This window comes from Streptomyces sp. NPDC041124, assembly GCF_055592385.1.
This window is the reverse complement of sequence record NZ_JBVIYR010000003.1, coordinates 623639-645889: the sequence shown is the minus strand read 5'-3', so window position 1 is coordinate 645889 and position 22251 is coordinate 623639. Positions and strand designations below refer to the sequence as shown.

The 22251-nt window shown below is 67.1% G+C and carries 21 protein-coding genes; 16 read left to right on the top strand and 5 right to left on the bottom strand.

Annotated elements, in window-relative coordinates; genetic code table 11:
- Positions 1–77 precede the first annotated feature (77 nt).
- The 3 genes from ACZ6A9_RS11255 to ACZ6A9_RS11245 all read left to right on the top strand — a co-directional run bounded on the left by ACZ6A9_RS11255 (position 78) and on the right by ACZ6A9_RS11245 (position 5113).
- Positions 78–3449, top strand: coding sequence for a HelD family protein (locus ACZ6A9_RS11255; protein ID WP_468982539.1), 3372 nt, complete (start codon positions 78–80; stop codon positions 3447–3449).
- A gap of 135 nt (positions 3450–3584) precedes the next feature.
- A complete protein-coding gene (locus tag ACZ6A9_RS11250) occupies positions 3585–4259 on the top strand; it encodes an HAD family hydrolase (protein ID WP_468982537.1) in 675 nt (224 codons plus the stop codon).
- Positions 4256–5113, top strand: a complete 858-nt coding sequence (locus ACZ6A9_RS11245; RefSeq protein WP_468982532.1) for an NAD(P)-dependent oxidoreductase — start codon at positions 4256–4258, stop codon at positions 5111–5113. Before ACZ6A9_RS11250 ends, ACZ6A9_RS11245 begins: the two co-directional genes overlap by 4 nt.
- 37 nt (positions 5114–5150) lie before the next feature.
- On the opposite strand, the gene ACZ6A9_RS11240 is transcribed toward ACZ6A9_RS11245, so the two are convergent.
- Positions 5151–5711, bottom strand: coding sequence for a phosphotransferase-like protein (locus tag ACZ6A9_RS11240; RefSeq protein WP_468982529.1), 561 nt, complete (start codon positions 5709–5711; stop codon positions 5151–5153).
- A complete protein-coding gene (locus tag ACZ6A9_RS11235) occupies positions 5708–6748 on the bottom strand; it encodes an AAA family ATPase (protein WP_266682839.1) in 1041 nt (346 codons plus the stop codon). The genes ACZ6A9_RS11240 and ACZ6A9_RS11235 overlap by 4 nt, the downstream gene beginning before the upstream one ends.
- A gap of 342 nt (positions 6749–7090) precedes the next feature.
- Here ACZ6A9_RS11235 and ACZ6A9_RS11230 point away from each other — a divergent pair, with 342 nt between their 5' ends.
- From ACZ6A9_RS11230 to ACZ6A9_RS11185, 10 genes are all read left to right on the top strand, one after another.
- Positions 7091–7768, top strand: a complete 678-nt coding sequence (locus tag ACZ6A9_RS11230) for an HAD family hydrolase (RefSeq protein ID WP_468982525.1) — start codon at positions 7091–7093, stop codon at positions 7766–7768.
- Entirely contained in the window at positions 7765–8766 is a 1002-nt protein-coding gene (locus ACZ6A9_RS11225) for an alcohol dehydrogenase catalytic domain-containing protein (protein ID WP_468982522.1), read from the top strand. The genes ACZ6A9_RS11230 and ACZ6A9_RS11225 overlap by 4 nt, the downstream gene beginning before the upstream one ends.
- 17 nt (positions 8767–8783) lie before the next feature.
- Positions 8784–9935, top strand: coding sequence for a hypothetical protein (locus ACZ6A9_RS11220; RefSeq protein ID WP_468982520.1), 1152 nt, complete (start codon positions 8784–8786; stop codon positions 9933–9935).
- Entirely contained in the window at positions 9929–10825 is an 897-nt protein-coding gene (locus ACZ6A9_RS11215; protein ID WP_468982516.1) for a radical SAM protein, read from the top strand. The genes ACZ6A9_RS11220 and ACZ6A9_RS11215 overlap by 7 nt, the downstream gene beginning before the upstream one ends.
- Entirely contained in the window at positions 10822–11838 is a 1017-nt protein-coding gene (locus ACZ6A9_RS11210; protein WP_468982513.1) for a nucleotidyl transferase family protein, read from the top strand. The genes ACZ6A9_RS11215 and ACZ6A9_RS11210 overlap by 4 nt, the downstream gene beginning before the upstream one ends.
- 93 nt (positions 11839–11931) lie before the next feature.
- Positions 11932–12696 carry a class I SAM-dependent methyltransferase gene (locus ACZ6A9_RS11205; RefSeq protein WP_468982511.1) on the top strand — a complete coding sequence of 255 codons (765 nt, stop codon included), beginning with the start codon at positions 11932–11934 and terminating at the stop codon, positions 12694–12696.
- A gap of 125 nt (positions 12697–12821) precedes the next feature.
- Positions 12822–13784: a hypothetical protein gene (locus tag ACZ6A9_RS11200; protein WP_468982507.1), complete on the top strand. Its 963-nt coding sequence runs from the start codon at positions 12822–12824 to the stop codon at positions 13782–13784.
- Complete coding sequence (locus ACZ6A9_RS11195; protein WP_468982503.1) at positions 13781–14692, top strand: glycosyltransferase family 2 protein; 912 nt, start codon at positions 13781–13783, stop codon at positions 14690–14692. Before ACZ6A9_RS11200 ends, ACZ6A9_RS11195 begins: the two co-directional genes overlap by 4 nt.
- 97 nt (positions 14693–14789) lie before the next feature.
- Positions 14790–16193 (top strand): tyrosine--tRNA ligase, encoded by a 1404-nt coding sequence (gene tyrS / locus ACZ6A9_RS11190; protein WP_468982499.1) that lies wholly within the window; start codon positions 14790–14792, stop codon positions 16191–16193.
- Between the two features lie 233 nt (positions 16194–16426).
- The gene (locus ACZ6A9_RS11185; RefSeq protein WP_468982496.1) at positions 16427–17182 is read left to right on the top strand and encodes an endonuclease domain-containing protein; all 756 of its coding nucleotides are present in this window, start codon (positions 16427–16429) and stop codon (positions 17180–17182) included.
- A gap of 60 nt (positions 17183–17242) precedes the next feature.
- Here the strand turns inward: ACZ6A9_RS11185 and ACZ6A9_RS11180 are convergent, their stop codons facing one another.
- The 3 genes from ACZ6A9_RS11180 to ACZ6A9_RS11170 form a co-directional block, all read right to left on the bottom strand.
- Complete coding sequence (locus ACZ6A9_RS11180; RefSeq protein ID WP_468982491.1) at positions 17243–17872, bottom strand: ATP-binding protein; 630 nt, start codon at positions 17870–17872, stop codon at positions 17243–17245.
- Between the two features lie 146 nt (positions 17873–18018).
- Positions 18019–19014 carry a DUF4365 domain-containing protein gene (locus tag ACZ6A9_RS11175; protein WP_468982488.1) on the bottom strand — a complete coding sequence of 332 codons (996 nt, stop codon included), beginning with the start codon at positions 19012–19014 and terminating at the stop codon, positions 18019–18021.
- Between the two features lie 174 nt (positions 19015–19188).
- Positions 19189–19659, bottom strand: a complete 471-nt coding sequence (locus ACZ6A9_RS11170) for a hypothetical protein (protein ID WP_468982485.1) — start codon at positions 19657–19659, stop codon at positions 19189–19191.
- A 358-nt stretch (positions 19660–20017) separates the two neighbouring features.
- Between ACZ6A9_RS11170 and ACZ6A9_RS11165 the strand changes: the two genes are divergently transcribed.
- The 3 genes from ACZ6A9_RS11165 to ACZ6A9_RS11155 all read left to right on the top strand — a co-directional run bounded on the left by ACZ6A9_RS11165 (position 20018) and on the right by ACZ6A9_RS11155 (position 22063).
- On the top strand, positions 20018–20704 hold the full coding sequence (locus ACZ6A9_RS11165; RefSeq protein WP_468982975.1) for an SPDY domain-containing protein: 687 nt from the start codon (positions 20018–20020) through the stop codon (positions 20702–20704).
- Between the two features lie 118 nt (positions 20705–20822).
- Complete coding sequence (locus ACZ6A9_RS11160; protein ID WP_468982483.1) at positions 20823–21266, top strand: hypothetical protein; 444 nt, start codon at positions 20823–20825, stop codon at positions 21264–21266.
- Between the two features lie 101 nt (positions 21267–21367).
- Positions 21368–22063 (top strand): hypothetical protein, encoded by a 696-nt coding sequence (locus tag ACZ6A9_RS11155; RefSeq protein ID WP_468982481.1) that lies wholly within the window; start codon positions 21368–21370, stop codon positions 22061–22063.
- The last annotated feature ends 188 nt before the right edge of the window (positions 22064–22251 follow it).

Genomic DNA, 22251 nt, shown 5'->3' with positions numbered 1-22251 from the left:
ATAAGTCTTTTGTCGGGGGCCGGGCATATGCCCGGCGCGCGGCGTCTCTTGGGGCGCCGCAGGGGGAGGGGACGTACATGAGCACCACCGTGCGCGACGAGATCATCGCCGAAGAGCAGAAGGCGGTGGACCGCGCCTACGAGTGCTATGAGAAGCGACTGGCCGAACTGAGCGGCGGCTCGATCGCCGCGGCCTCCGCCAGCGGCAAGGACAGCGTCGCCAACCGGAAGGACGCCGAGGAGAAGGCCGCAGAATACGCCGGCCTCGGGGACGCGTCGCTGGTCGTCAGCCGCGTCAAGGTCCAGCCGGGCGAAGAGTCGGACACCTTCTACATCGGCCGCCGTGCCGTTTCCGACGTCGAGACCCGCGAGACCGTCGTAGTGCTGTGGACCGCCCCGGTGGCGGAGAAGTGGGCGAAGGCCCTGCCCGAGGCGCCAGGTGAAGTGCTCCTGCGGAGGCAGTTGCGCTGCGCAAAGAACGTCGTCGAAGCGTACGTCGATGAAATCTCCGTCGTTTCTCCCACCACGCCGTCTGTCATCGATGGCACCGAGCCCGAAGCGGGGGTCCAGGACGATTCCAAGGTCGCGGCGCCCGAGACGCCGGCGGTCCCACCGACTCCTACCCCGTCCAATGTCGCCCAGCTCCATCGGCAGAGACAACAGCCGCTCGATGACTTCCTCCTGCGAGAGCTCCAGCGCTCCCGCAGTGGCAGCATGCGGGACATCGTCGAGACCATCCGCCGCGATCAGATGGATCTCGTCACCGGTTCTCCCGCCGACATCCTTGTCGTGCAGGGCGGCCCGGGCACCGGAAAGTCCGCAGTCGGCCTGCACCGCGTGACGTGGCTCGTCAACAACGACCACTTCAAGGCGCAGGACGTCCTGGTCATCGGCCCGCACGAGCGCTTCCTCGACTACGTCGGCCAGGTCCTCCCGACCCTCGGCACCCGGAACATCAACGCGGTTCAGATGAACCGCCTCTGGGACGGCGATGTCCTCGGCACCGACACCCCACGCGCGCGACTGGTCAAGTCCGACGACCGCATGGCCGCCGTCCTGCGCCGACGCGTGGAACACGAGTGTCGCCCCGACGCGATCGACGAATTCACCACTACGCCCACGTACAAGGACGCCAAGCCCGAACTCGCGGTCACGGCTGGCAGTACCACTCTGCGTATCACGCGTTCCGAGGTTCTCGTCCTTCTCCAGGAGGCACGCGAGGGCGACGGCTCCTACCGAGAGCGCCGCAACCGCTTCCGCAGTCTGCTCGTGGACCGCCTGCTGCAGGAACTCGTTGCTCTGGCCCCACGCCGCAGCCAAGGAGACACGATCCGCCGGGACCTGGAACGCAACCGCCAGGTCGAGCGGCTGATCGAACGCGTCTGGCAGTCGCCCGGTGACAGGGAAGCCCTCCGAAGCCTCTACGACTCCCCCGAACTCCTGCGCACCTGCGCCGACGGCGTCCTCGACCCGGAGGAGCAGGCAGCCCTTCACCGTCCGAGGGCAGCCACGGCGGACGCCGACCTCTGGACCCTCGACGACCGCGTCTGCCTGGAAGAGCTGCGCTACCTCATCACCGGAGAGACTCCACAACGCTACGGGCACATCGTCATCGACGAGGCCCAGGACCTGACCCCCATGCAGGCACGCTCACTTCGCCGACGCATCGCGGTCAACGGCTCCATGACCGTACTCGGCGATCTCGCCCAGGCCACGGGTCCGCATGCCTACGCCGACTGGGACCGCCTCGGCACTCTGCTGTCCGACCACGGCGACTGGCACGTCGCCGAACTGAACACCAGTTACCGCGTACCGGCGGAAATCATGGAGTTCGTCGCACCTCTGGCTCGCACGATCTCCCCCTCGCTCCCCTACCCGCGGGCCGTGCGCGAAGCGGGCGCCGACAGCGTCCGGACCCTGGCAGCCGAACCGTGGACGCTGCTCGACGAGACCGTCACTCAGACGACCCGGCTCGTCGGCACGAGCGACGGACACACCCTGCGCCGCGTGGCCGTCATCGTCCCCGACGACTCCGGCTGGCTCGACGAGATCAATCGTCATCTCGACCAGACCGCCGGCCTCACCGAAGAGCACCGTGCCACCGTGTCCGTTCTCGCCGCCGCCCATGCGAAGGGCATGGAGTACGACCACGTCCTCGTCGTCGAACCCGCCACCATCGCCGACCGCGGACCGGCTGGGCTGCGCCAGCTCTACGTCGCCCTCACCCGAAGCACGCAGAGCCTGACCGTCCTGCACACCTCCCCGCTCCCGGATGCCCTCATGGACACCACCGATACTCCCGGGCCTGGAACCACCCCCACCGAGCCGTCGATGGCGGCCGCTGACGTCCCCGAGATCGGCACCGACATTCGTGTCCGCGTGCTCGACCGGGGTACAGGCGGCCGCTACAAGGTCAAAGCGCTCTCCCCGCCGGTCAAGGTCCCTCTGATCCTGACCGTCCGCCACGGATCGACTCCGCCCCGCCCTGGCGAGAAGCTGGACTGCTGGGTCTTCGCGCAGGAGCGGAACCACTGCCTGCTCACGACGGACCAGCGTGGACGCCAGCCCATCTCGGCGAAGATGGCCGAGCGCTACCTGGCGGCGCTCGGCGTGTTCGACGAACTGACCGCCGACTGCGTCGCCCTACCGGAGAACGCCCGTGAACGGCTCTCCGAGCTCAAGGGCATGGCCAACCGCGTACTCCGCCGCGACCAGACGGACTGGGTGGACGTAAGACGAGTGCTCGGCTCACCCGACAGACAGCGTCTGAACCTCTTGCGCGACCTCGCCGCCGAAACCAATCGCGCCCTCAAGGACGACAGCCTGGACGTGAGTCGTCTCCGCGAGAACCTGGCGCGAACGGACTGGTCCCCCTCTCTGGCCCAGGCCCGGGAGACACTTCAGCACCGCATGACCACCTTGACCGAGCCGACAGCCGAGACCGCACCCACACCCTCCGCACCGCAGCCCGAGCAGGAAGCAACCGAGCCCATGGCATCCGCCGAGGACACCGCCGTAAGGACACCGTCCGCGACGCATCTTCTGCACACGCTGGAGACCACCGCGGCCGCCGACCGCACGTGCAAGAAGCACGAAGCGGTGCGCCACGCCCTGATGTCGGCCTTGTTCGAGGCCGACGAACAGGCGACGTCATCCCAAGTCGTAGACGTCAGCCGCACGGCCGAAGACGGCGACTTCCTGTACGAGATCCTCGGCGCCGGTCACTCCGCCTACACCGACCTCCGCTCGGGTGCCGCCCGCCTCCTGGAGATCAACCACACCCTGGCAGCCCCCGCCGACCGTCTCTACCTGGTCCTCACCGAGCCGCCGGCCGAGGACTGGTCCGCCGAAACTCTGCTCGCCGTCTACGGTGTCCACCTCCTCTGGCGCACCCACAACGGCTGGGCCGGCCGGGACAAGGATGCTGCCCTGGGCTCGGCGCAGCCGTAGGCGCCATCGGTCTAGATTGATCACATTGGCAGCATGAAGGAACGATGCGCGGCGCAGAGCGCAGCGGGAAGGGTCACTCGACCCGCCCCGCAGCCCCGAGCACACAGCTGACCGCCGCGCATTAGGGTGCGGGATGTGCAGCCGCCTCTCGTTCTCTTCGACCTCGACAACACCCTCGTGGACCGGCAGGGAACGCTCGCCGGCTGGGCCGCAGAGTTCACCGCCCAGCACGACCTGGAGGACGAAGATCAGGCGAACGTCCTAGACATGGTGGCCGAGCGGGCCTATCCGTCCACCTTTGACGTGATCCGCACTCGGTACCGGCTACCCATGTCGACTGCGGAGCTGTGGCGTGCGTACTGCACCGACATCGCAGCCTTGGTGTCGTGCCAGGCCAGGGTCCTCGACGGCTTGGAGGAGTTGCGTGCGGCCGGCTGGCGAGTGGGGGTGGCGACCAACGGTGCGGCGGACATCCAGCGCGCCAAGCTGCGGGCCACCGGTATCTCCGAGCGCGTGGACGGCGTCTTCGTCTCCGAGGAGGCTGGCGCGCGCAAGCCGCAGACCCGGCACTTCGCCCTGGCGGCGGCCCGCTGCGGCACCGTGCTGGGCGACGGTGGCTGGATGGTCGGGGACAACCCGGTCACCGACATCGAGGGCGGACGCTCCGCAGGACTGCACACCATCTGGATCGGCAACGGCCCTTCTTGGCCGCCGGACGTTCCCGGGCCGAACCACGTGGTGCCGCATGCACGCGCCGCCATCGACCTGCTGCTTTTGCACTCCGCCGACCACACAAGGACCGCGGCATGACGAGCACCATTGGGCTGTTGCACCCCGGCAGTATGGGATCCGCCTTCGGCGCCCAGCTGCGCGCGAGAGGCCACATCGTGCTGTGGTGCCCCGACGGACGCAGCGACACAACCCGCCGCCGGGCCGAGCGCGCGGGCCTCGAAGCCGCGGCGCTGCCCGAGCTTGTCTCCCGCTCCGATGTACTGCTCTCCCTGTGCCCTCCCGCCGCAGCAGGGGAGACCGCCGGCCAAGTAGCCGAGCTCGGCATGTCCGAAACGGGCACGACCTATGTCGACGCGAACGCCGTCTCGCCATCGCGCGTGGCGAATATTGCCGACCGCCTGGCCCCGATGCCCGTCATCGATGCAGCGGTGGTCGGATCGCCTCCGGCGGGCGGCAAGTCCCCGACGCTCTACCTTTCCGGCGCCGTCGAGCAGGCCGACCGGATCGCCGAACTTTTCGCCGGCACCGATGTGCGGACCCACGTCCTGGGCGACAGCATCGGCAAAGCCTCCGCACTCAAGCTCGCGTACTCCAGCTACCAGAAGGTCTCCCGGGTGCTGGCTGCCGTGGCCTACGGTGCGGCGGACACGTACGGGGTCGCGGACGAGCTGCTGGTGATCGCGGCCAAGCGCACCCGCAGCTACCTCGTGGAGACCGACTACATCCCCAAGACCGCTGCCCGCGCCTGGCGTTGGGGCCCAGAGCTTGAGGACGCGGCTGCCCTTCTCTCCGACGCCGGGCTGCCGGGCTCCCTCATGCACGCGGCTGCCGCGACGCTTGCCCGGTGGGACGGGAACAGAGACGAGCCGCTGGATATCACTGAGGCCCTGGAAGCTCTGCGCCTTGAGCGGGACCCGGACAACCCGAGTTGAGCAGGTCGCATCCGCTGGGGTCTTGACGTCCTGGCCGTCAGGAGCGAGGTGGCGTGGTGCGGACGATGTCGTCGATCCTCTGTGCGGTTTCATGGGGTGCCGTCGCGTCCGTGTCCACGCGCAGTTCCCACTGGGCTCGCGGGTGAGCCGCAAGATCGGCCTGAGTAGCGTCCCACGCAGCCAGCCGGGCCGCCGTGTCGGTGTCCCCGCGCTGTGGTGAGCGCCGAGCGGTGGTCTCCTTGGAGCACCACAGCAGAACGCGCACCCAGCGCGCCGGGTAAAGAGCGGTTACCTGCTCCATCCCCGCCAGCTGGCCGAGGTGGACGACTGGGGTCTTGCCGCCCTCCATGGCCTGGTCGAGGCCGGGGCGGTCAACGACGTAGATGTTGCCGTACCGGTCGTTGCGGTAGATGACATCGCCGCGTGCCTCCAGGGCGGTCAGCTGCTCTGGCGTACCCATCCGGTAGCCCTTGGTCTTCCCGGTCCCGATCTTCAGCCGGGTGAACAGCACGTACCGGTCGTCGAGTTCGGTGAGCGCCGCCGTGATCGTGTCCTTGCCCGCCGCCGGCGGCCCGTACAGCAGGATGCCCTGCCTCACTGGAACACCGTCCCGAAGACCTGGCGCACCTGGTCCGTGAGCGATATCGCGGAGCCGAGCCGGTTGTCGACAACCAAGTGCGGCACGACGGGCCGCAGCTCAAGATCGATCCCGGCAGCGTACGTGTCCCAGTTCTGGAGTTTCCAGCTGTCCCGGGCGGCGGACCGGAAGCTGATGTACTCGTGCATCGTGTCGAGGTCGCACTGGATCCATACGACAGCCACGGTGACGCCACGCGCCTCACACCGGTTGATCAGGCGCCGCATCCACCGAGGGTCGGTGGTCTCGGCGATGAAGGGCGCGGAGAGGACCGTGCTGATCGCGCAGTCGACGTTCGCGTACGCGGTCTCCAGCAGGCACTGGTACTCCAGCGGGCGGACCTTCTCCCGGTAGAGGTCGGTGTGCCGGTCGTTGGGCTCGCTGCCCATTTCAACAAGGAGGCGCTCGACGAGCGGGCGCGTGATCGGGTCCTTGTCGAGGACGGGCCATCCAGTGAGTTGCGATACGAAGCGGGCAAACTCCGACTTCCCGCTGCCCGCGTAGCCGCCGACCATCATCAGCGTCGGCCGGTTCGGATCACCGCCGGTGTGACGCCGCTTCCAGGCATCGAGGATTCGCTGCTGGACGCCAAGACCGTCGGCGTCCTCCGCGCTCGGCGCCAGTTGGTGCAACGCCCGTTCCACGGCCAGGACGTGGGCGCCGTTCTGCGGTTCGCTCGACGCGGTGAACTTGAGCTTCGTGGCCTCGTCGGGCAGAGCGTTACGGAAGCCGAGCTCGGGCTCGGTCGCGCGGTACAGAAGGCAGTACGCGCGACGGTAGTGCGGTCCGGGATAGACCTCTCCCTGCTCGTGCTGCCACAGCGTCTGAAAGTTGGCGGCCGGCACCGTGAGCCCCGCGGCCCGGGCCACCTCGCGCACCTGCTCGCCCGCGCCTTCGAGCGTCAGGCCGTGAGCTTCGCGTTGCTGTCTCAACTTGTCCGGACGCCACCCCGGGCGACTCTTACCCACCGCGCCTACCGCCTGCCCATCCCTGGTCATGATCCGGAGCCTAAGTCTGCCTGTCATGAACCCATGTGTAAGCGGATGTTGAAAAGTCAGGTGGCCCGGCCATGAGCTGCTGATGAGCAGCTTCAGGAACGGCTTGTGATACTCCGCACAGTTCCGAGCCGCTGTCATGGTCACACCGACGCGGCGGTCGCTTACCCGCCTCGGTCTCCAGTATCCGTACGAGATCGGAGGGGCTTCACCATGCGCTATCGGCCGACGTGCACCGCCTTGCCGACGAGTCCGTCCGCGATCGCCTCACACCCAGCGGGCGACGTACTCCTTGGCACGTCACTCCAGCGGAGTTCTGCTGCTCCGGCTTCACGCCCGACCGCAGTGATACTCGATCTATTCGGCACGCTCGTCGCAGCCCCGAGTGTGGTCGAGCGGAGGGCTGCCGCTGCCCAGTTCGCCGCGATCCTGCGCGTGTCCCCGGCGGTCGCCGAGTCGGTGCTGTCCGACAGTTGGCAGGCGAGGCACGACGGGCAGATGGCGTCCACCACCGAGGTGGCGGTTCACCTCGTCGCCGGCTGCGACGCCTCTGCGGCCTGTGTGGATGAGCTGGAAGTGCTCCTGACCCGGCTCGCCTATGTCCGTCTCCAGGCCGATGCCTCTCTCCTGCGGGCGCTGGAGCAGCTTCGGCGCGGTGGAGCCAGGCTGGCCGTCCTCAGCGATGCGTCCCCGGACATCGCCGAAGCGTGGAGCGCAAGCGATCTCGCGCCACACTTCGACGCTGTCGTGTTCAGCTGCCGGGCGGGTGCGGTGAAGCCCGACCGTCTGCTCTTCCGCTCGGTCCTCCGACACCTCGGTGTCGCCCCGCAGCAGGCCCTCTACTGCGGCGACGGCGGCGGTGACGAGCTTGCCGGCGCAGAGCGGGCCGGCATGCGTGCCGTGCGCGTGGAACGTCGGGGCGGGCCGAGTGGCCTCGCGTTCGGCGAGACCGCTTGGTCCGGCAGAGCGATACCCGACGTGGAAGCTCTCCCCACCTTGCTGGACAGATGGGGGCAGCGATGACCGGCCCGTACTCGTGGGCAGTTGAGAACGGAGTCCTCTGCCGACTCCCCGCTCCGGTCGCCATGTCCTCGGCACGCGACACGACGCTCGTCGAGACACGGTTCTCAGGATTGTGCGGAAGCGACGTCGCGAAGCTCAATCACCCTTGGCAAGGACAGTTGCCGGAACCGTGGTACCCCGGGCACGAGATCGTCGGTGTCGACACGGAGACGGGTGACTGGGTCGCAATCGACCCGCTAATCTCCTGCCGCTCGTGCCACTACTGCGACCGCGGCCATGTCCACCTCTGCCCACGACTCCAGCGCATCGGGTGGGATCTTCCCGGAGGTCTCGCCGGCTGCGTACGGGCGCCCCGCGACAGCATCGTCCCGCTTCGCCACCTGCACGATCCCGCGCACGGAGTCCTCGCCGATCCGATGGCGGTCGCCCTGCACGGAGTCCGCTGCGGGCTACGTGTGCCCATGGGGCGGCTCGGCATCATCGGGGGCGGCGTCCTTGCGGTGTGTACGGCCATCTGCGCGGCAGAGGCGGGATGGGACGTGCACATGCTGGTCAGGGAACCTTCGCGATCGCATCAACTGCGCTACGTCCTCGACCGGCACATCACTCTCCACTCTGCCGAGCTACCGGCGTGCGACGCCGTCGTGGACGCCGCGTCTGGTCACAGCGACGCCCCCATACGCCAGGCGCTGAAGGCTGTTCGTGACGGGGGAACGGTTCTCGTCCAGAACGCCTACGCGCCCCGCGTCGTTCTCTCGGTCCCCCTGCGGGATGTCTTCCGTCGCTCGATCACCCTGCGCGGCTCCTTCTCGTACTGCCGCGCGGACGGCGATGACGACTTCCGAGACGCCATCGACGTCATCGCCAAGGGCGGTGGCTGGGCCGCCCTCCTGACCCGAGATCGATTTCCCCTCGGCGAACTGCCGCAGGGACTGGCGGCCCTGAACAACGAAGCCCGCCATCGCCCCTTCAAGGTCCTGCTCACATCCGACACGTGACGGAAGGAGCCCGCACCATGGCGGTCACAACGCCATTGCTGGCCCACAAGATCAACTCGCCTGCCGACATTCCACCCCAGGACGTCCGCGACGGGATCACGCGCATCCTCGCCTTACCGGAGGGCCACACGCGCGACGTGATGCTGGGAAGCGTCTTGACGGGACTGCTCCTGCGGGGGCCACGGTTGGAGGAGGTCGAGGCCGCTGTCCAGGCCGCGACATCCCTGGACCGAAGCAACTGGGACTTCCACCAGCCGCCGGAGGGCATGCGGTTCGTCGGCTACACGGGCAGCGGGAAGAAGACCTTCAAGACGATCAACCTCAGTACCGCCGCCGCGCTGGTGGCGGCCACAGGGGGAGCACACGTCGCGAAGCTCGGATCGCGAAGTGCGTCGTCGAAGACCGGGTCCCGCGACTTCATCGACCTCGTGGGGGCGACGAGCGACACGGTGCCGCACCAGGAGATGGTCGACATCACGGCGGAGACCGGCTTCGGGTTCTTCTCCATCGAGAACCGCGTGCCTGAGTTCGACCGTCGCTACGGCGGCAGGTTCCAGGCCGTGCACGCCCTCAGCCTGGCGTTCCCCGCCCTCCTCAGCCCGGTCACCTGCCCCGCCTACGTGTACGGCCTCTCGCACCCCGCGGTCGGCGCTTCCGCCCGGCTGCTCTCCAGACTCGGCCTGCCCGACGTGACGGTCATCAACTCCAGCCTCGGCAAAGCGGTCCAGGTCGACGAACTGATCCCCGGAAGCACCGTGCGAGCCTGCCGCATCAACGCCGGCGACGAGGACCTGACCTTCAACGACGAAGTACGCAAGGGCGCGTCCTCGATGCCGCAGGACCTGATGTCCGTCACCCAGCACGAGGACCCTCGGGAGAACGTCGCCGCCGCAATACGCGTACTGGCAGGCCATGACACCAGTCAGGCACGGAACGCGGTCGCCCTCAACGCGGCTTTGCTCATGGTGATGTCCGAGACGGTGCCCACCGTCCAATCCGGCATCGACACGGCACTCACGATCATCGACGCCGGCGCGGGTCTGGACACGTTGCAGCAGTTCGTACGCCTCACCGGCGGTGCCCCGGACAAGCTCCGCTCGCTCCTGCGGCCCGTCTCCCCGACAGCCTTCCTGGTCAGCCCTGGCAACAAGGAGAAGGCCCCATGCTGACGCACGACGAACTCGCGATCGTTCACCTGGTCCTCAACACCGACTGCAACGCCTGGGACCTGGCACCGACCAGCAATTCACCGGGTGTTTGCCGGTTCTGCTACCGGGAGCGCAACCGGGTCAAGACGGACGCGGACACCGTACAGAGGGTCATCGACCAGGTCCGCGCCGAGTCCGAAGCCCACCGGGTCGTGTTCACCGGCGGCGACCCCGTGATGCCCTACGACAACCACCTGGAGGTCGCCGTCCGGCACGCACGGGAAGCCGGCTTCGAAACCAATCTCCACACCAACGGGCTGCTCCTGAGCGACCGTTACGCGGGGGTGCGCGACCACGTGACCCTCTACTCCCTGGCCATCGATGGTCCGGAGGCGGACTCGGCCGACTGGTTCCGCGGGCAGGGCTACTTCGAACGGTTCCGGTCCAACGTCGAGTTCCTCGTCGCCGACCGGCGCCGACTCGCCTTCAACACGTTCACCACGGCCGCGTCCGCGCGGGAGCTGCCGCGGCTCGCGGAGTTCGTCGCCGGCATCGCTGACCGCACGGAGGTCGAGTACTGGCTGATCTCCCAGTACAGGCCCATCGGCCGTGCCAGCGCGGGCAAGGCGGAGCTCTACGGCTTCGAGCGGGATGACTTCGTCCGAGCCGTGGACGGGGTGCGCGGTGCCGTCGCCCCGGTGGAGATCTTCGCCCAACCCACACGGGCGCCCGAGGACCCGTACCCGTTCCGCGTCTGGGTCCTCGCCGACGGAACGGTCACTGCGGACCTCGGCAGCGTGGCCGCGCCCCGCAACGCCGTGATTGGGGACCTGCTGGCCGACGGCTTCGAGCCACTGGTCCGCCGGGCCTTCGCCCTACGAGAGCAGCCTCAGTTGGAGGGGATGGCATGAAGTTCGACACCGCTTACTACGAGAGCGTCATCGACCAGCACCAGTACGAGCACCTTGGCCTCGGCACCATCGACTTCGCCCTCGCGGGGATGAGCCCTGGCGACCTGCACACGAAGTGGGTGTGCCACACCGGTGCGCGGGAGTTCGCGGACGCCGTCTCGGCGGGTCGGCCGACGATCGTCACCACTGGCGTCGGGCTCGGCGGGCCGCCGCACGCCGGCACTCTGTTCCAGCTGCTGCGCGCAGTCAAGCTCCAGCAGTGCGGGCTCGACGTGCAGATCGTGCTCGGCGACCTCGACTCCTACAACGCGCGTCGCACGCCGCTGGACGCGGTGCGCCGCCTGGCCGACCAGTACGAGGAGTTCGCGCTTGGGCTCGGCTTCGACCCAGGGCGCGGTGTACTGCGCCGGCAGGAGGGCGAGACCGACGTCATGGCCACCGCGTTCCTGCTCTCGCGCCATCTGGACGACGACGACTTCCACTGGGCGGAGGAGGACCTCGCCAGCCTCTACCGCAACCACGGCGTCTTCGACCACCTCAACTACGGCATGAAGCAGGCCACGTTGCTGATGGCCGCTGACTTCGTGCACCTGCTGCGCGAAGGACGGCACGTGCTGGTGTCCCTGGGCGTCGACGAGCACAAGTACGTCGCCCTCGCCCGGCGCGGGGCGGAACGCTGGGGTCTGCCCGCAGACCGGCTGGCCGGCATCTACACCAAGATGATCCCGGGCCTCGGGGGCCTGCCGAAGATGAGTAAGAGCATCCCCGGCTCCGGAATCGACGGCTCCATGCCCGCCGAGGACATCAGGGCCCTGCTGGCGGCGGACACCGACTCGGCACCCTCCGACGACGGGTCGGCCCTGCTCCAGATGTACGCGTGTCTGCCCGAGGTCGGCCAGGCGGAGTACGACCGCGCCTCCGCCGCGCGGCTCGCCGGAGACCGGGAGTGGCGTGTGATCCGCGAGGAGCTCGTCGAACGCCTGATCACGCTGTTCTCCTGCTGGCCGAAGTAGCAGGCCCCCTCCGGGGGAGCGCCGAACTCGCGGCTGTAGCAGGCCGTGTGCCCTCTGCCGCACCACACACCCGAGCAAGCAAGGAGTCTGACTGTGCACGCGGACACCACGACCACATCACAGCCCCTGACCGGCCCCGATGCCCCGCGGCTCCCGGCCCTCTCCGAGTCCTCGCAGTCGATAGGCGGCCCCGAGACCTTCTTCATTCGCCGCGGCTACCGCAGCCGGAGCGAGGTCGAGTACTTCCTTGACGAGACGGACGACACCGTCACCTGGCAGCCCGACGTGTACCCCTACGCCGCCGAGCGGGCCAAGGAGCTCGGCCGTGACGTCGTGATCGACATCGGCTGCGGGCAGGCGGGCAAGTTGGCCTCGCTCGCCGTCGCGCACCCCGACTGGACTTTCGTCGGCGTGGACTTCGGGGACAACCTGCGCTGGTGCCACGACAACTACCCCTTCGGACAGTGGGTGGAGGCGGACCTCGAATCGGCAGAGCGGCTGCCGCTCGACCCGGACCTCGTTCGCCGGTCGGTGGTGATCTGCTCCGACGTGATCGAGCACCTGGTGGACCCGGCCCCGGCCCTGTCCCTCATCCTGGCCCTGCTGCGGGAGGGCAGCGCCGCTGCCGTCCTGTCGACACCGGCCCGTGAGTGCCGCAGCGGCTACGACACTCCTGGACCGCCGCGCAACCCCAGCCATGTGCGGGAGTGGGCAAGCGACGAGTTCCAGGCGCTGCTGCGGGCGTCCGGATTCGAGATCCACTACGCGGGCCTCACCCGAAGCGACGACGCCTCCAACGGTCTGTCCACCCAGCTGCTCCTCGTCGGTGTGGGAGGGACGGAGGTGGGAGAGCAGTGACGGCGGTTCCCCGGTCCAGGGGCCTGCGTGTCGTTCACCTGCCGGCTCGTACCCCGTACGCGTGGAAGCTACAGAGCCCTGACTTCCACATCCTGAACGGGACGGAGATTCCCACGGGCGAGACTGTGCCAGAGGCGGTCAGCACCGCATGGCTCCTCGAACACGGCCCTCTCACGTGGCTCGACGTCCTGCACCTGCACCACATCGACTTCGAGGACATCTCCACCCTGGAGCGCCTGCTGGACGCGTGCCTGGGCTACGGGGTCAACGTGGTCTTCACCGCCCATGACACCCGGCCCATGATCGGCAACGCCGAAGGCTTCGTGGAGCGGCTGCGGCTGCTCCGATCTGCAGAGGTCAGCTGGGTCTGTCTCACTGAGGGATCCGTCACGAAGCTGACGGAGGTCCTCGGCGAGCGGGTCACTGGAACGGTCATCCCCCACGGATACGTCGCTGCCCCGGAGTCGCTGGCTGACCTGGAGCGCGAGGCGAGGGGCCCGGGGGCCAGGTACCTCATGTTCGGTGCCTCCCGGGCCAGCCGGGACCAGTTGTCCACCATGGCCAACTGGAGCCTGGGGATCACGGATCCCCACAGCACGCTCCACGTCCTCCTGCGCGCGTTCAGCCCTGCGGACTTCGCTGACGCCGGCCGCGCCCCGCTGCTCCTGGAGACGGCCCGGCACGATCCGCGTATCCGCCTCACCATGCGCCCGTATCCCACGGACGACGAAGTGGTCAGAGCCGGGCTGGCTTCGGACTCCCTGCTGCTGCCGTACCTCTGGGGGAGTCACTCCGGGCAGCTGGAACTGGCCTTCGACTTGAACCTGCTTCCGGTCTGCTCCCTCACAGGGCACTTGCCCGAGCAGTACGAGCGGCACAAGGGATTCGTCGAAGAACCTGAATGGTTCGATTGGTCGCAGGGGCATCCCAACCTTTTCGGAGAGAAGTTCCTGACCGCGCTGGAGAACGCGGCAGCGCGGCTCGGCTCCAGGCCGCGCCGCCTCGACCGCGAGTTCCTCGACTACAGGACCCAGGAACACAGGACGATCCTGGACGACTACGCCCGCGTGTACGGGGGTGACCGGTGAGCGCCATTCCGCGTATTTCGTGCGTGATCCTGTGCCACAACTACGGCCGATATCTCGACCAGGCCATAACAAGCTGTCTGGAACAGGAGCCTGGAAACTTCGTCCTTCACGAAATCATCGTCATCGACGACGGATCCAACGACGAAACTGAGGAGGTATGCCGTCGTCACGAAAAGAACGTCAAGGTCATCCGGAGGAGCCAGCAAGGTTTCGGCCAAACCTTGACCGACGCCTTTCTCCTCAGCACAGGCGACTGGGTCGCTCCTCTCGACGCCGATGACTGGTTCCACCCATCGAAGCTACGTACATGCGCCGAGGCGATGACGGGTGAAACGCTGTTCATCGAGCACTGGGAGAACGTCGTCGACTCCAACGGAAGACCCAAGCTGAAAGACCCGCACCCGGGCGGAAACACGAGCACGCTGATGGTCCATCGCGGGGCTGCCCTCAGCCTCCTGCCGGTGAGCAACGAGATCTTCTTCCACGCGCTGCGCGAGGCCGGCCGCGGTGCCGTCCTCTCGGACCCGTTGACCTTCTATCGGGTCCACTCCCACAGCATGACCGACCGAAGTACGCCCGGCCTGTCGCAGGATTATCGGGCCGAGGTGTGTCTGGGACTCTCGGATCGGCTCCGCATGATGGATGGGAACCCTCCCACCTGGGCGACCACTCGCCAGCTCAGGGGGATCTCCCAGCATTTCCGCGCACTTGCTTCCGGGCACAGAGTGGAATCCGCCCTGCAGCGAAAAAAGCACCTACCCGCCATGATCTTGCTTCCGGGGATGCTCATCGCCACGCTCCGAGCCCGAGACCCAATCGCCCCGTGGCTCCGCTCCCTCTCCAGTGTGGTCGTGGGCCGGCCGCTGGTACAGCTCTCGACGGCCCAAGGAGAGCGGCCTCAACCGTGATCATTCCGGTGATGCGACGAGGGCGGCGATGATAAAATCGCCGCTTCCAATCCCTACTGGTCAGGCCAGTTGTCCGACCCAGGAGCGTATAAGCGCCATGAGCCGTTTGAGCGAGTCTGTCACCCGTGTCATGCACATCCTCGATGGGGCGGACCTGGGCGCGGACTATACGGCCGCGCAGCTGCTCAGCGAGACAACAGCACGGCGCTCCCTGGACCTCTCCGACCTCTCCCCCGAGGAGCAGGCCGCACTGGTCGAGGGGCGTGCGAACCACCTGATCCCCTCGGCCGCGGTACTCGCCGAGAAGATCGAAGCCGCGCAGGCCGCCGGACGCCCGTTCGTCGTCAAGTACGGCATCGACCCGACCTCGCCCGACGTCCACCTGGGCCACGCGGTACCGATCATCATCGCCAGCCGGTTCCAGCGGATGGGCCACCACGTCGTCTTCATCATTGGTGACGTGACGGCCAAGATCGGTGACCCGTCGGGACGATCCTCGGATCGACCGCCCCTCACCGACGAGGACATCGCCCGCAACCTGAGCGGCTACCAGCAGCAGGTCACGCCGTTCATCGACTTCGAGCGGGCCGACCTGCGCTTCAACGGCGAGTGGCTGAACAAGGTCACCCTGCCGGAGCTCGTCGGGGTTCTTGCCCGGGTGCCGGTCTCCATGTCGCTCCAGCGCGAGGACTTCCGCACCCGGCTCGCCGATGGCCATGGGCTGTCCGTCGCCGAGTTCGTCTACTCCGTCGTCATGGCCTGGGACTCCGTGGCCATCGACGCCGATGTCGAACTCGGCGGTGTGGACCAGCTGTTGAACCTCCAGATGTGCCGCAAGGTCATGGAGATCTCGGAGCAGGACCCCGAGGTGGTCATCACCACTCCTCTCATCGAGGGCACCGACGGCACGGGCACCAAGATGAGCAAGAGCAAGGGCAACTACGTGGGCCTGACGGCGTCGCCTGATGACGTCTACGGCCGGCTGATGTCCATCCCCGACCACCTGACCGAGCCGTACCTCCAGTTGCTCACCGAGTGGACGGACGACGAGATCCGCGTGGTCACCAAGCGCCTGGAGGAGGGGACCGCGCACCCGATGGCGATCAAGCGCATCCTCGCCGGCGAGGTGGTGGCCGCCCTCCACGGCTTGGACGCTGCTGCCGCCGCTCGCGCGGAGTTCACGGCGCGCTTCTCCAAGCGCTCTTTCGCGGACACCCAGAACCTCCCCGTCGTCTCCCTGAAGGACCACGCCGAGGACACGCTCGGGGCGCTGATCAGCCGCACGCTGGACTTCGCTCCCAGCATTTCCGCTGTGCGCCGTGTGGCTCAGCAGAAGGGCCTCCGTCTGATCCTTGAGGCGGACGGAGAGCAGGCACCTACGCCGCTCACCGAGTCGTCCGTGCAGCAGACGCTCGGTGAGGTCGTGAGCGAGGTTGGGGCACTCGAAGGTGCCGAGCTGTACCTCAAGGTCGGCCGTAAGGTCGCCCGCATCGACGTCTGAGATCAGGCGCGGCGCCGACTCACCATCGTGAGTCGGCGCCGTTCTGTTTGCGCTCGATGCGACCCGCCAGCCGCGCGATCAGGCCACGGGGCAGGGGTTCTGACTCACCTTCTGCTTCTGTGCTTCGCGACGCCAGCAATAAGAACGGGTTCGCCGCAGGGCAAGGGCCGTGGTTGTCAGTGGCAAATAGTAGGTTCCCGGGCGGGTAGGACTACGGGCCAGGAGAGGCGCTGATGGCGGACGATGCCGTGGAGAAGTGTTGCTTTCGAGGGTGTGGGCGGCCAGGGCACGCCCGGAGAAACGGTGTGCTGTTATGCAAGACGCACTATGAGCAGGCACGTACAGGCCGCCCGCTGAAGCCGATCAAGGCGAAGGCGAAGGCGGGCCAATATACGGGGTGCCGGTTCGACGATCCGCAGTGCGACCGGCCGCATTCCTCTGATGGGTACTGCTCCACCCACTACCAGCAGAAGAACGACGGTAAGCCGCTCACCCGTATTCGTGGCTGGAGGTCTCAGGCGGAGTGGGGGCCGCTATGCCGGTATGGGGCTTGCAGGAGCGACCCCCATTCGCGGGGATTGTGCATCGTGCACTACGGGCGGGGGATATCGCAGTTCGCCCGAGATGCGATCCTCGCGCTGCAGAGCGGGCGCTGCCTGTGTGGGGTGGTCGATCCGGGCCCAGAAGGCTGGGAACTCGACCATGCTCACGACTGCATCGCAGGCCACCGACCGACGAACTACTGCGTGGCCTGCGTACGCGGCCTGCTGTGTGTGCCGTGCAATCGGCGTGCGATCGCCTGGTACGAGGGCGCATGGATGAGGCAGGAAGGCAACGAGCCGATCCCGGTCCTTGAGGAGTGGGTCACGCGCCGAATCCGCTTCCACGGCGAGCCGGACTCGGCGGATGTGAAGGTGAGCTACATGCCCCCAGCATCAGTCCGGGAGCGAACCCCAGAGCTGGCTCTGTACACGGCAGAGAACGGATAGCACCCTCATCGGCGTCGACCCCGAGCGAGATCATCGATGCGCCTGGTCCGCTCGAACGGATCACGAAGCCCAACCGTGGCTCAGGGGGAGCTGGCCGGCCTGGTGCGCTTCACGCTGCTCGGTGATCCACTGCGCGACCTGGTCTATGGATTTCGTGACTGGTTGGTCGGTGGTGTCGATCCGTTGAGTGCACCATCGAGTGTCATCGGCTTGCCAGCTCGTCCAACGATGCCAAGCCATCTCGGGCCAGCTGGTGTCGATGATGACGTCGGGCCGGTAATGGAGGTCGACGGCGTGCTTCCGGTGCCATGCGGCCCAGCCGAGGAAGGCGTCGACTGCCGGAGCATCCCACCGGCCGGGGTCTCGCTCGGCGAGTCGAGTGCACCGGACCTCGTCGGCGACATCAACCAGGCACACGGCGATGCCGTCCAGCAGTGGCGCGGAGGGCACAGCGAGGACTTCACCCAAGGGCGACTGCCCGCTGAGCAGAAGGTCAATGCCGCGATCCTGGTACTCCAGCGCGCGTCGCACCCACATCTCGGTCATCCGATGTCGCCAGTGCAGATCTGCACCCTCCGGCACCCCGAGCTCATCGGAGTCGTGCACGACGATCTGGCGGAGCCTGCCGGCCGCGGCGTTGGCGAGCGTCGTCTTGCCCGAGCAACTGGACCCGGTGAGCTTGAACAACATCGCTCCAGAATGCCAGCGCCTCAGCACCTGTCTCGACCAGTTTCTTCGCGCTACCCACCTGCGCCGGTTGCTGAGTGAGGCAATGAGTTGCGCCGACTAACTTCGTTGGCAGAGCGGCCCGTAGCGCCGGGCGAGCCAGCACCGTCTCAGATGCCTGATTGGAGTTGCTTCTTCTTTCGGTCGCGGGCAAATCCGATGAAGCTGACGATCAGGAATTTAACACCAAGCGAAGGAATGATAACTCCGGCCACGATCCAAGTTGTTCCCCACCAACCGCGATCCCCGTCAGGATCCATTATCGGTAGCCAGAGGAAGTTGCTCGCAATTAGAGACAGCCACGACCCTGTTTCTCTGGGGACTCGCCCGGCCCTGAACTCGAAAAATATAGTTAGCGCCATGAGAAGCATGAAGGAGTAGAGGCTCATCACCCATGGGATTGGACTGATGTCCATAGAGCCCTCAACGAAGCGGATTTGACGGGGCCACTCCCACACCATGATTAAGACCAAAATTTGCACAGGGATGGACCGTCGTACGTCTCTTAAGATGACACGGAGGCGCTCCTCGTGCTTAAGCGTGAAGTCCGCCAAGTTCTCGAACAAGGGATTGGGGGCTGTCTCAGGGTCGAGTCCATTTCTGGCGCGTACGGCCTCGGCCAGTGCCTCTTCTTGACTCCCCGCACGAATACGCATCCTGGCATCGCCGGCGTAGGCCGAAACTTCGGCGCAAAACTCGTTAACCGTTTCCACGTTGAGTCGCGAGACGTTTGCTACCTGCACCCAGCCAGGGCTCTCGTCCACGGATCGTAACTGTTCGGTGAGATTTACCCAGAACAGTTCCTTCTTTTTCATGTCGTAGACGACGCCAATAATGGGGATGCGACTCTGCCGCCAATCCTCGAAGTGGTCCTCTACCGGAATTGCATACCCGTTGGCCCGCTTATACTTCTTACCGCTTTTTACCTGAATGGCAATCCAGTAGCCCGTTCGCTTACCGCCACGAGTGAAGTTAACGATCATGTCCTCGCCGTGATCGTTCCCTCCGTCGATCTCCTGAACGATGTGATCGTGTTCCTCAAGGAGTGCACGCAGGGCGTTGACGCCCGCCCTCTCAATCCGGCGGCTAGAACGAACAGTTGACACTGTCCCCCCTCGAAATCAGTGGCCGCCAGGATACTGGCAGGCACTGACAATCCACGCTGGTCCTGGCGAGGGGGCCGCCCCCATGGCATGTCTGATGGGCCAGGGATCCAGGGGGCGACATGGAACCGTGCGGCGATGCAGTCCGGTGCCGACAGAGGTGCGCTGAACAGCGGGTCAGCTGGTTCCTTCCGCCTCCGCCGTGAGGCGGGCCCGCTTCTCAGCGCGCGGTTCGGCTTTCCAGTCGGGCAGGAACGCCGACAGAACTGGGTCGCTTTCGATCTTCTGCTGGGTACACCGCATGCCTTCGTCGATCAGCGCGTCCCACTTCTCCGTGGCGAACTCGACGCGGCAGGGCAAGTCCTTGATGATCTTCTCGTCCAGGGTCAGGTAGTTCGACGCACGCCCCCTGGCACCACGGGCCGTAGGCACGTACGCGTCGGCCCCGGCCTGGTCGGGAAGCAGGGAGATGAGGACCGCGTCTCCGTCCTCGGCGATCCTTCGGGCCGCCTTGTTGGCTGCCGAGATCTCTGCCTTGGAGGGATCCCTTTCCAGCATTTCGATCAGGGTGCTGCGGATGCTCACCGTCTTCCGGCTGGCCAGCGCAGTCTGCAGGGCCTGGCGGAAGGTCTGCGTCATCGATGTCATAGCGGAAATTGTCGCGAATGGCCGTCCCGAGGCCGCGCGCTTGAGGGCAGCGCTCGGTGTGTGTTCCCCCGTACGGCAGACGCACAGGGCGTGGCCCCAGCGCGCTCACCCCTCACGACTAGGTTCGCTGTCACAAAGGCCGAAACTGCTGGGTTCACTGTCAGACGCGTCGATCGAATGGCCCAGAAGGGCAAGTTCGCCGGGAGCAGACAGGAAAGATCTCGCAAGGGATGGCGTGCTGCTGCAAATCATGCCAACGTACAACCCCCTGACGAAAAACCTTCCCCCTGATCCCACGGAGGCGCCCCTGCACCCGCACCACCCCAGCGAACCCTCCGATCCCGACTCGCCCGACTTGGTGTACTGGGTCACCCCGCGCCATCTGGCGGGTGACGACGGGGCCCTCGCCGAACGGATCGGCGAAACCCTGGCTGGCCTCGGCTGGCGCATGTGGCCTACCTCCCGCCACACCCTCCTATACGTCAGCCCAGATGAGCTGCGCGGTGCCGAATGGATCCTCGCGGCCTACCCGTTCGAACTGGGCGGTCTCCCGGTTGCCTGGCAGCTGAGCGCCCGCCCGGATGCCACCTCCGTAGTGCCGGCGTGGAACGCGTACTTCACGGCCGGCGTCCCGTACGAGGCGATCACCGATCTCCTTGTGGCGATCGACGCCCGCGAGGCGCCCGACCTCGGCTCCGAGGGGGCGGAGACGGTCCTCAACACGCTGAGTGCCCGAGGCTGGATCCGCGATGTGGACCGCCCCCGCACCACCGCCACGGACCCCGGCTTCTCCTGCAACGTCTCCTTGGAGATGCTGCCGCCACTCATCCAGGACGCCGACCCGCGCCCCGACCTGGTGGGCTGGCAGGCATGGGCGGAACCCGTCGTTAGCGCCCCCTATTTGTGGTGTGCCAGCTTCAGCACCAGCGTCCCCCATGAGCTGGTGGCGGCGTTCGCCTCCTCGCTCGCCTCACCGGCTCCGGTGCCCCGCCGAACCGTCCCTCCGAGCGCCGAAGGGCGGCTCACCGTGGTCCGCCGCAGCTAACGCCGCCCGCCCAGAGGAGCCGCTGTCGTAAGCGGCTCGTCGCCGTTCTCCCGAGTGGTAGCAGGTCAGACGAGGCGTGCCCCCGCGCCCGCCATATGAGAAGGAGAGAGCCTTGTTCTTGTTCCGACGCGCTCGCGAGAACCGCGCGTTCCGTGAAGCCCAGCATGCGGGCCACGCGCTGCTCCTGCGGCTGCAGGCCACGCAGCCGTGGCCCAACTTCCCCGAGCCGACCCCGCAGGCCCCCGCCGCAGGGGAAGCGGTTGTGCCCGACGTCCTGCCGCCGGAGCTGCGGGTGCCGCCGCGCCAGGACGTGGCCGGGGTGATGATGCGCTGGCAGCCACCGCTCGTCGTCGGCGGCGAGGTCCGTACATGCCCCGAGTGCGGCATGTACCGGGACTGGATCGTCTTCTGCATGCGCGACGACTCCATATGGCTGCGCTGCCGGGCCGGCCACGAGACGAAGGAGCCCGGCCTGGATGCGGTCTGGTTCAACCGCAACTCCGGTCCCGTCGACGGGTTCCACCCCACTCTCGAAGAGGGCCTGCGCCACCTCGGCCATTGACCTCCCGAAACCCCTGCCCTTTCGTACTGCTGGCGCCCGGAGGGCCGGCCTGGTCAGACCGTCCGTTTCGCAGGCCACAACAGGCCACAAAGGGGTTTCCTATGCGCCTTCACGCCACGACCGTCCGCGGCCTCAGCGCCCTCGCTATCTTGGCCCTGGCGGGCTGTTCCCAAGGCAGCGCCGCCTCCTCCGGCCCGATGTCCTCCCCGACCGTCCCGGTGCACCCGGACGGCGAGAGTGCATTGGCGCTCGCTCCGTTGTCTTCGACTGCGCTGGCGAAGCTGCTCTTGGACGAGGGCGACCTCGGCGGGGACTACACCCGCATGCCGAAGGGCGCCGCGGCCCACGACGACGTGACCGTGAACTGCCCGGCGCTGGAGAAGCTCGGCGGCGACGCCGCGACCGGGACAAGCCTCGCCTTCCCCCGCAAGGCGAAGGCGTCCTTCACCTATGTTGGGGGCGGCAACTCCGAGCTGGCGGAGGAGTTGTACAGCGATACCGCGGCGAAGCTGTCCAAGGGCATTGGGGAGATCTTCGATGCGATGGTCTCCTGCCCCACGTACCAGGTGATGTCGGGCAACACCGTCGTCACCGTGGGCACGCAGGTGACGCCCGCTCCTGACCTAGGCGACGAGCAGTGGAGCCAGCTGCTTACCTACTCGATCGGTGGGCACCGCAGTGTCGTCAAGCAGACGGCGATCCGGATCGGCAACGTCCTTGTGCTCGTCTCGGGCGCGCCGGGGCTTGTGGACGCCAACCTGGAGAAGGCGCTCGACAAGGCCGAGGCAGCCTTGTGACCACCCTGTCGGCGTCGTTCGGCGCCGGCGCGCATGACTTTGTCGGCGTGTTCGCCGATTCCCTCGGTTCCAGTGCACCGGTGCTGTGCCGGGTGCTGTCGGAGAGCACACTCGACCGGCTCCTGGACGCTCCAGCAGTTCCAGGGCCTCCCACGCGGTGAAGCCGGGCCTCCCAGTTGGAGAGCCCG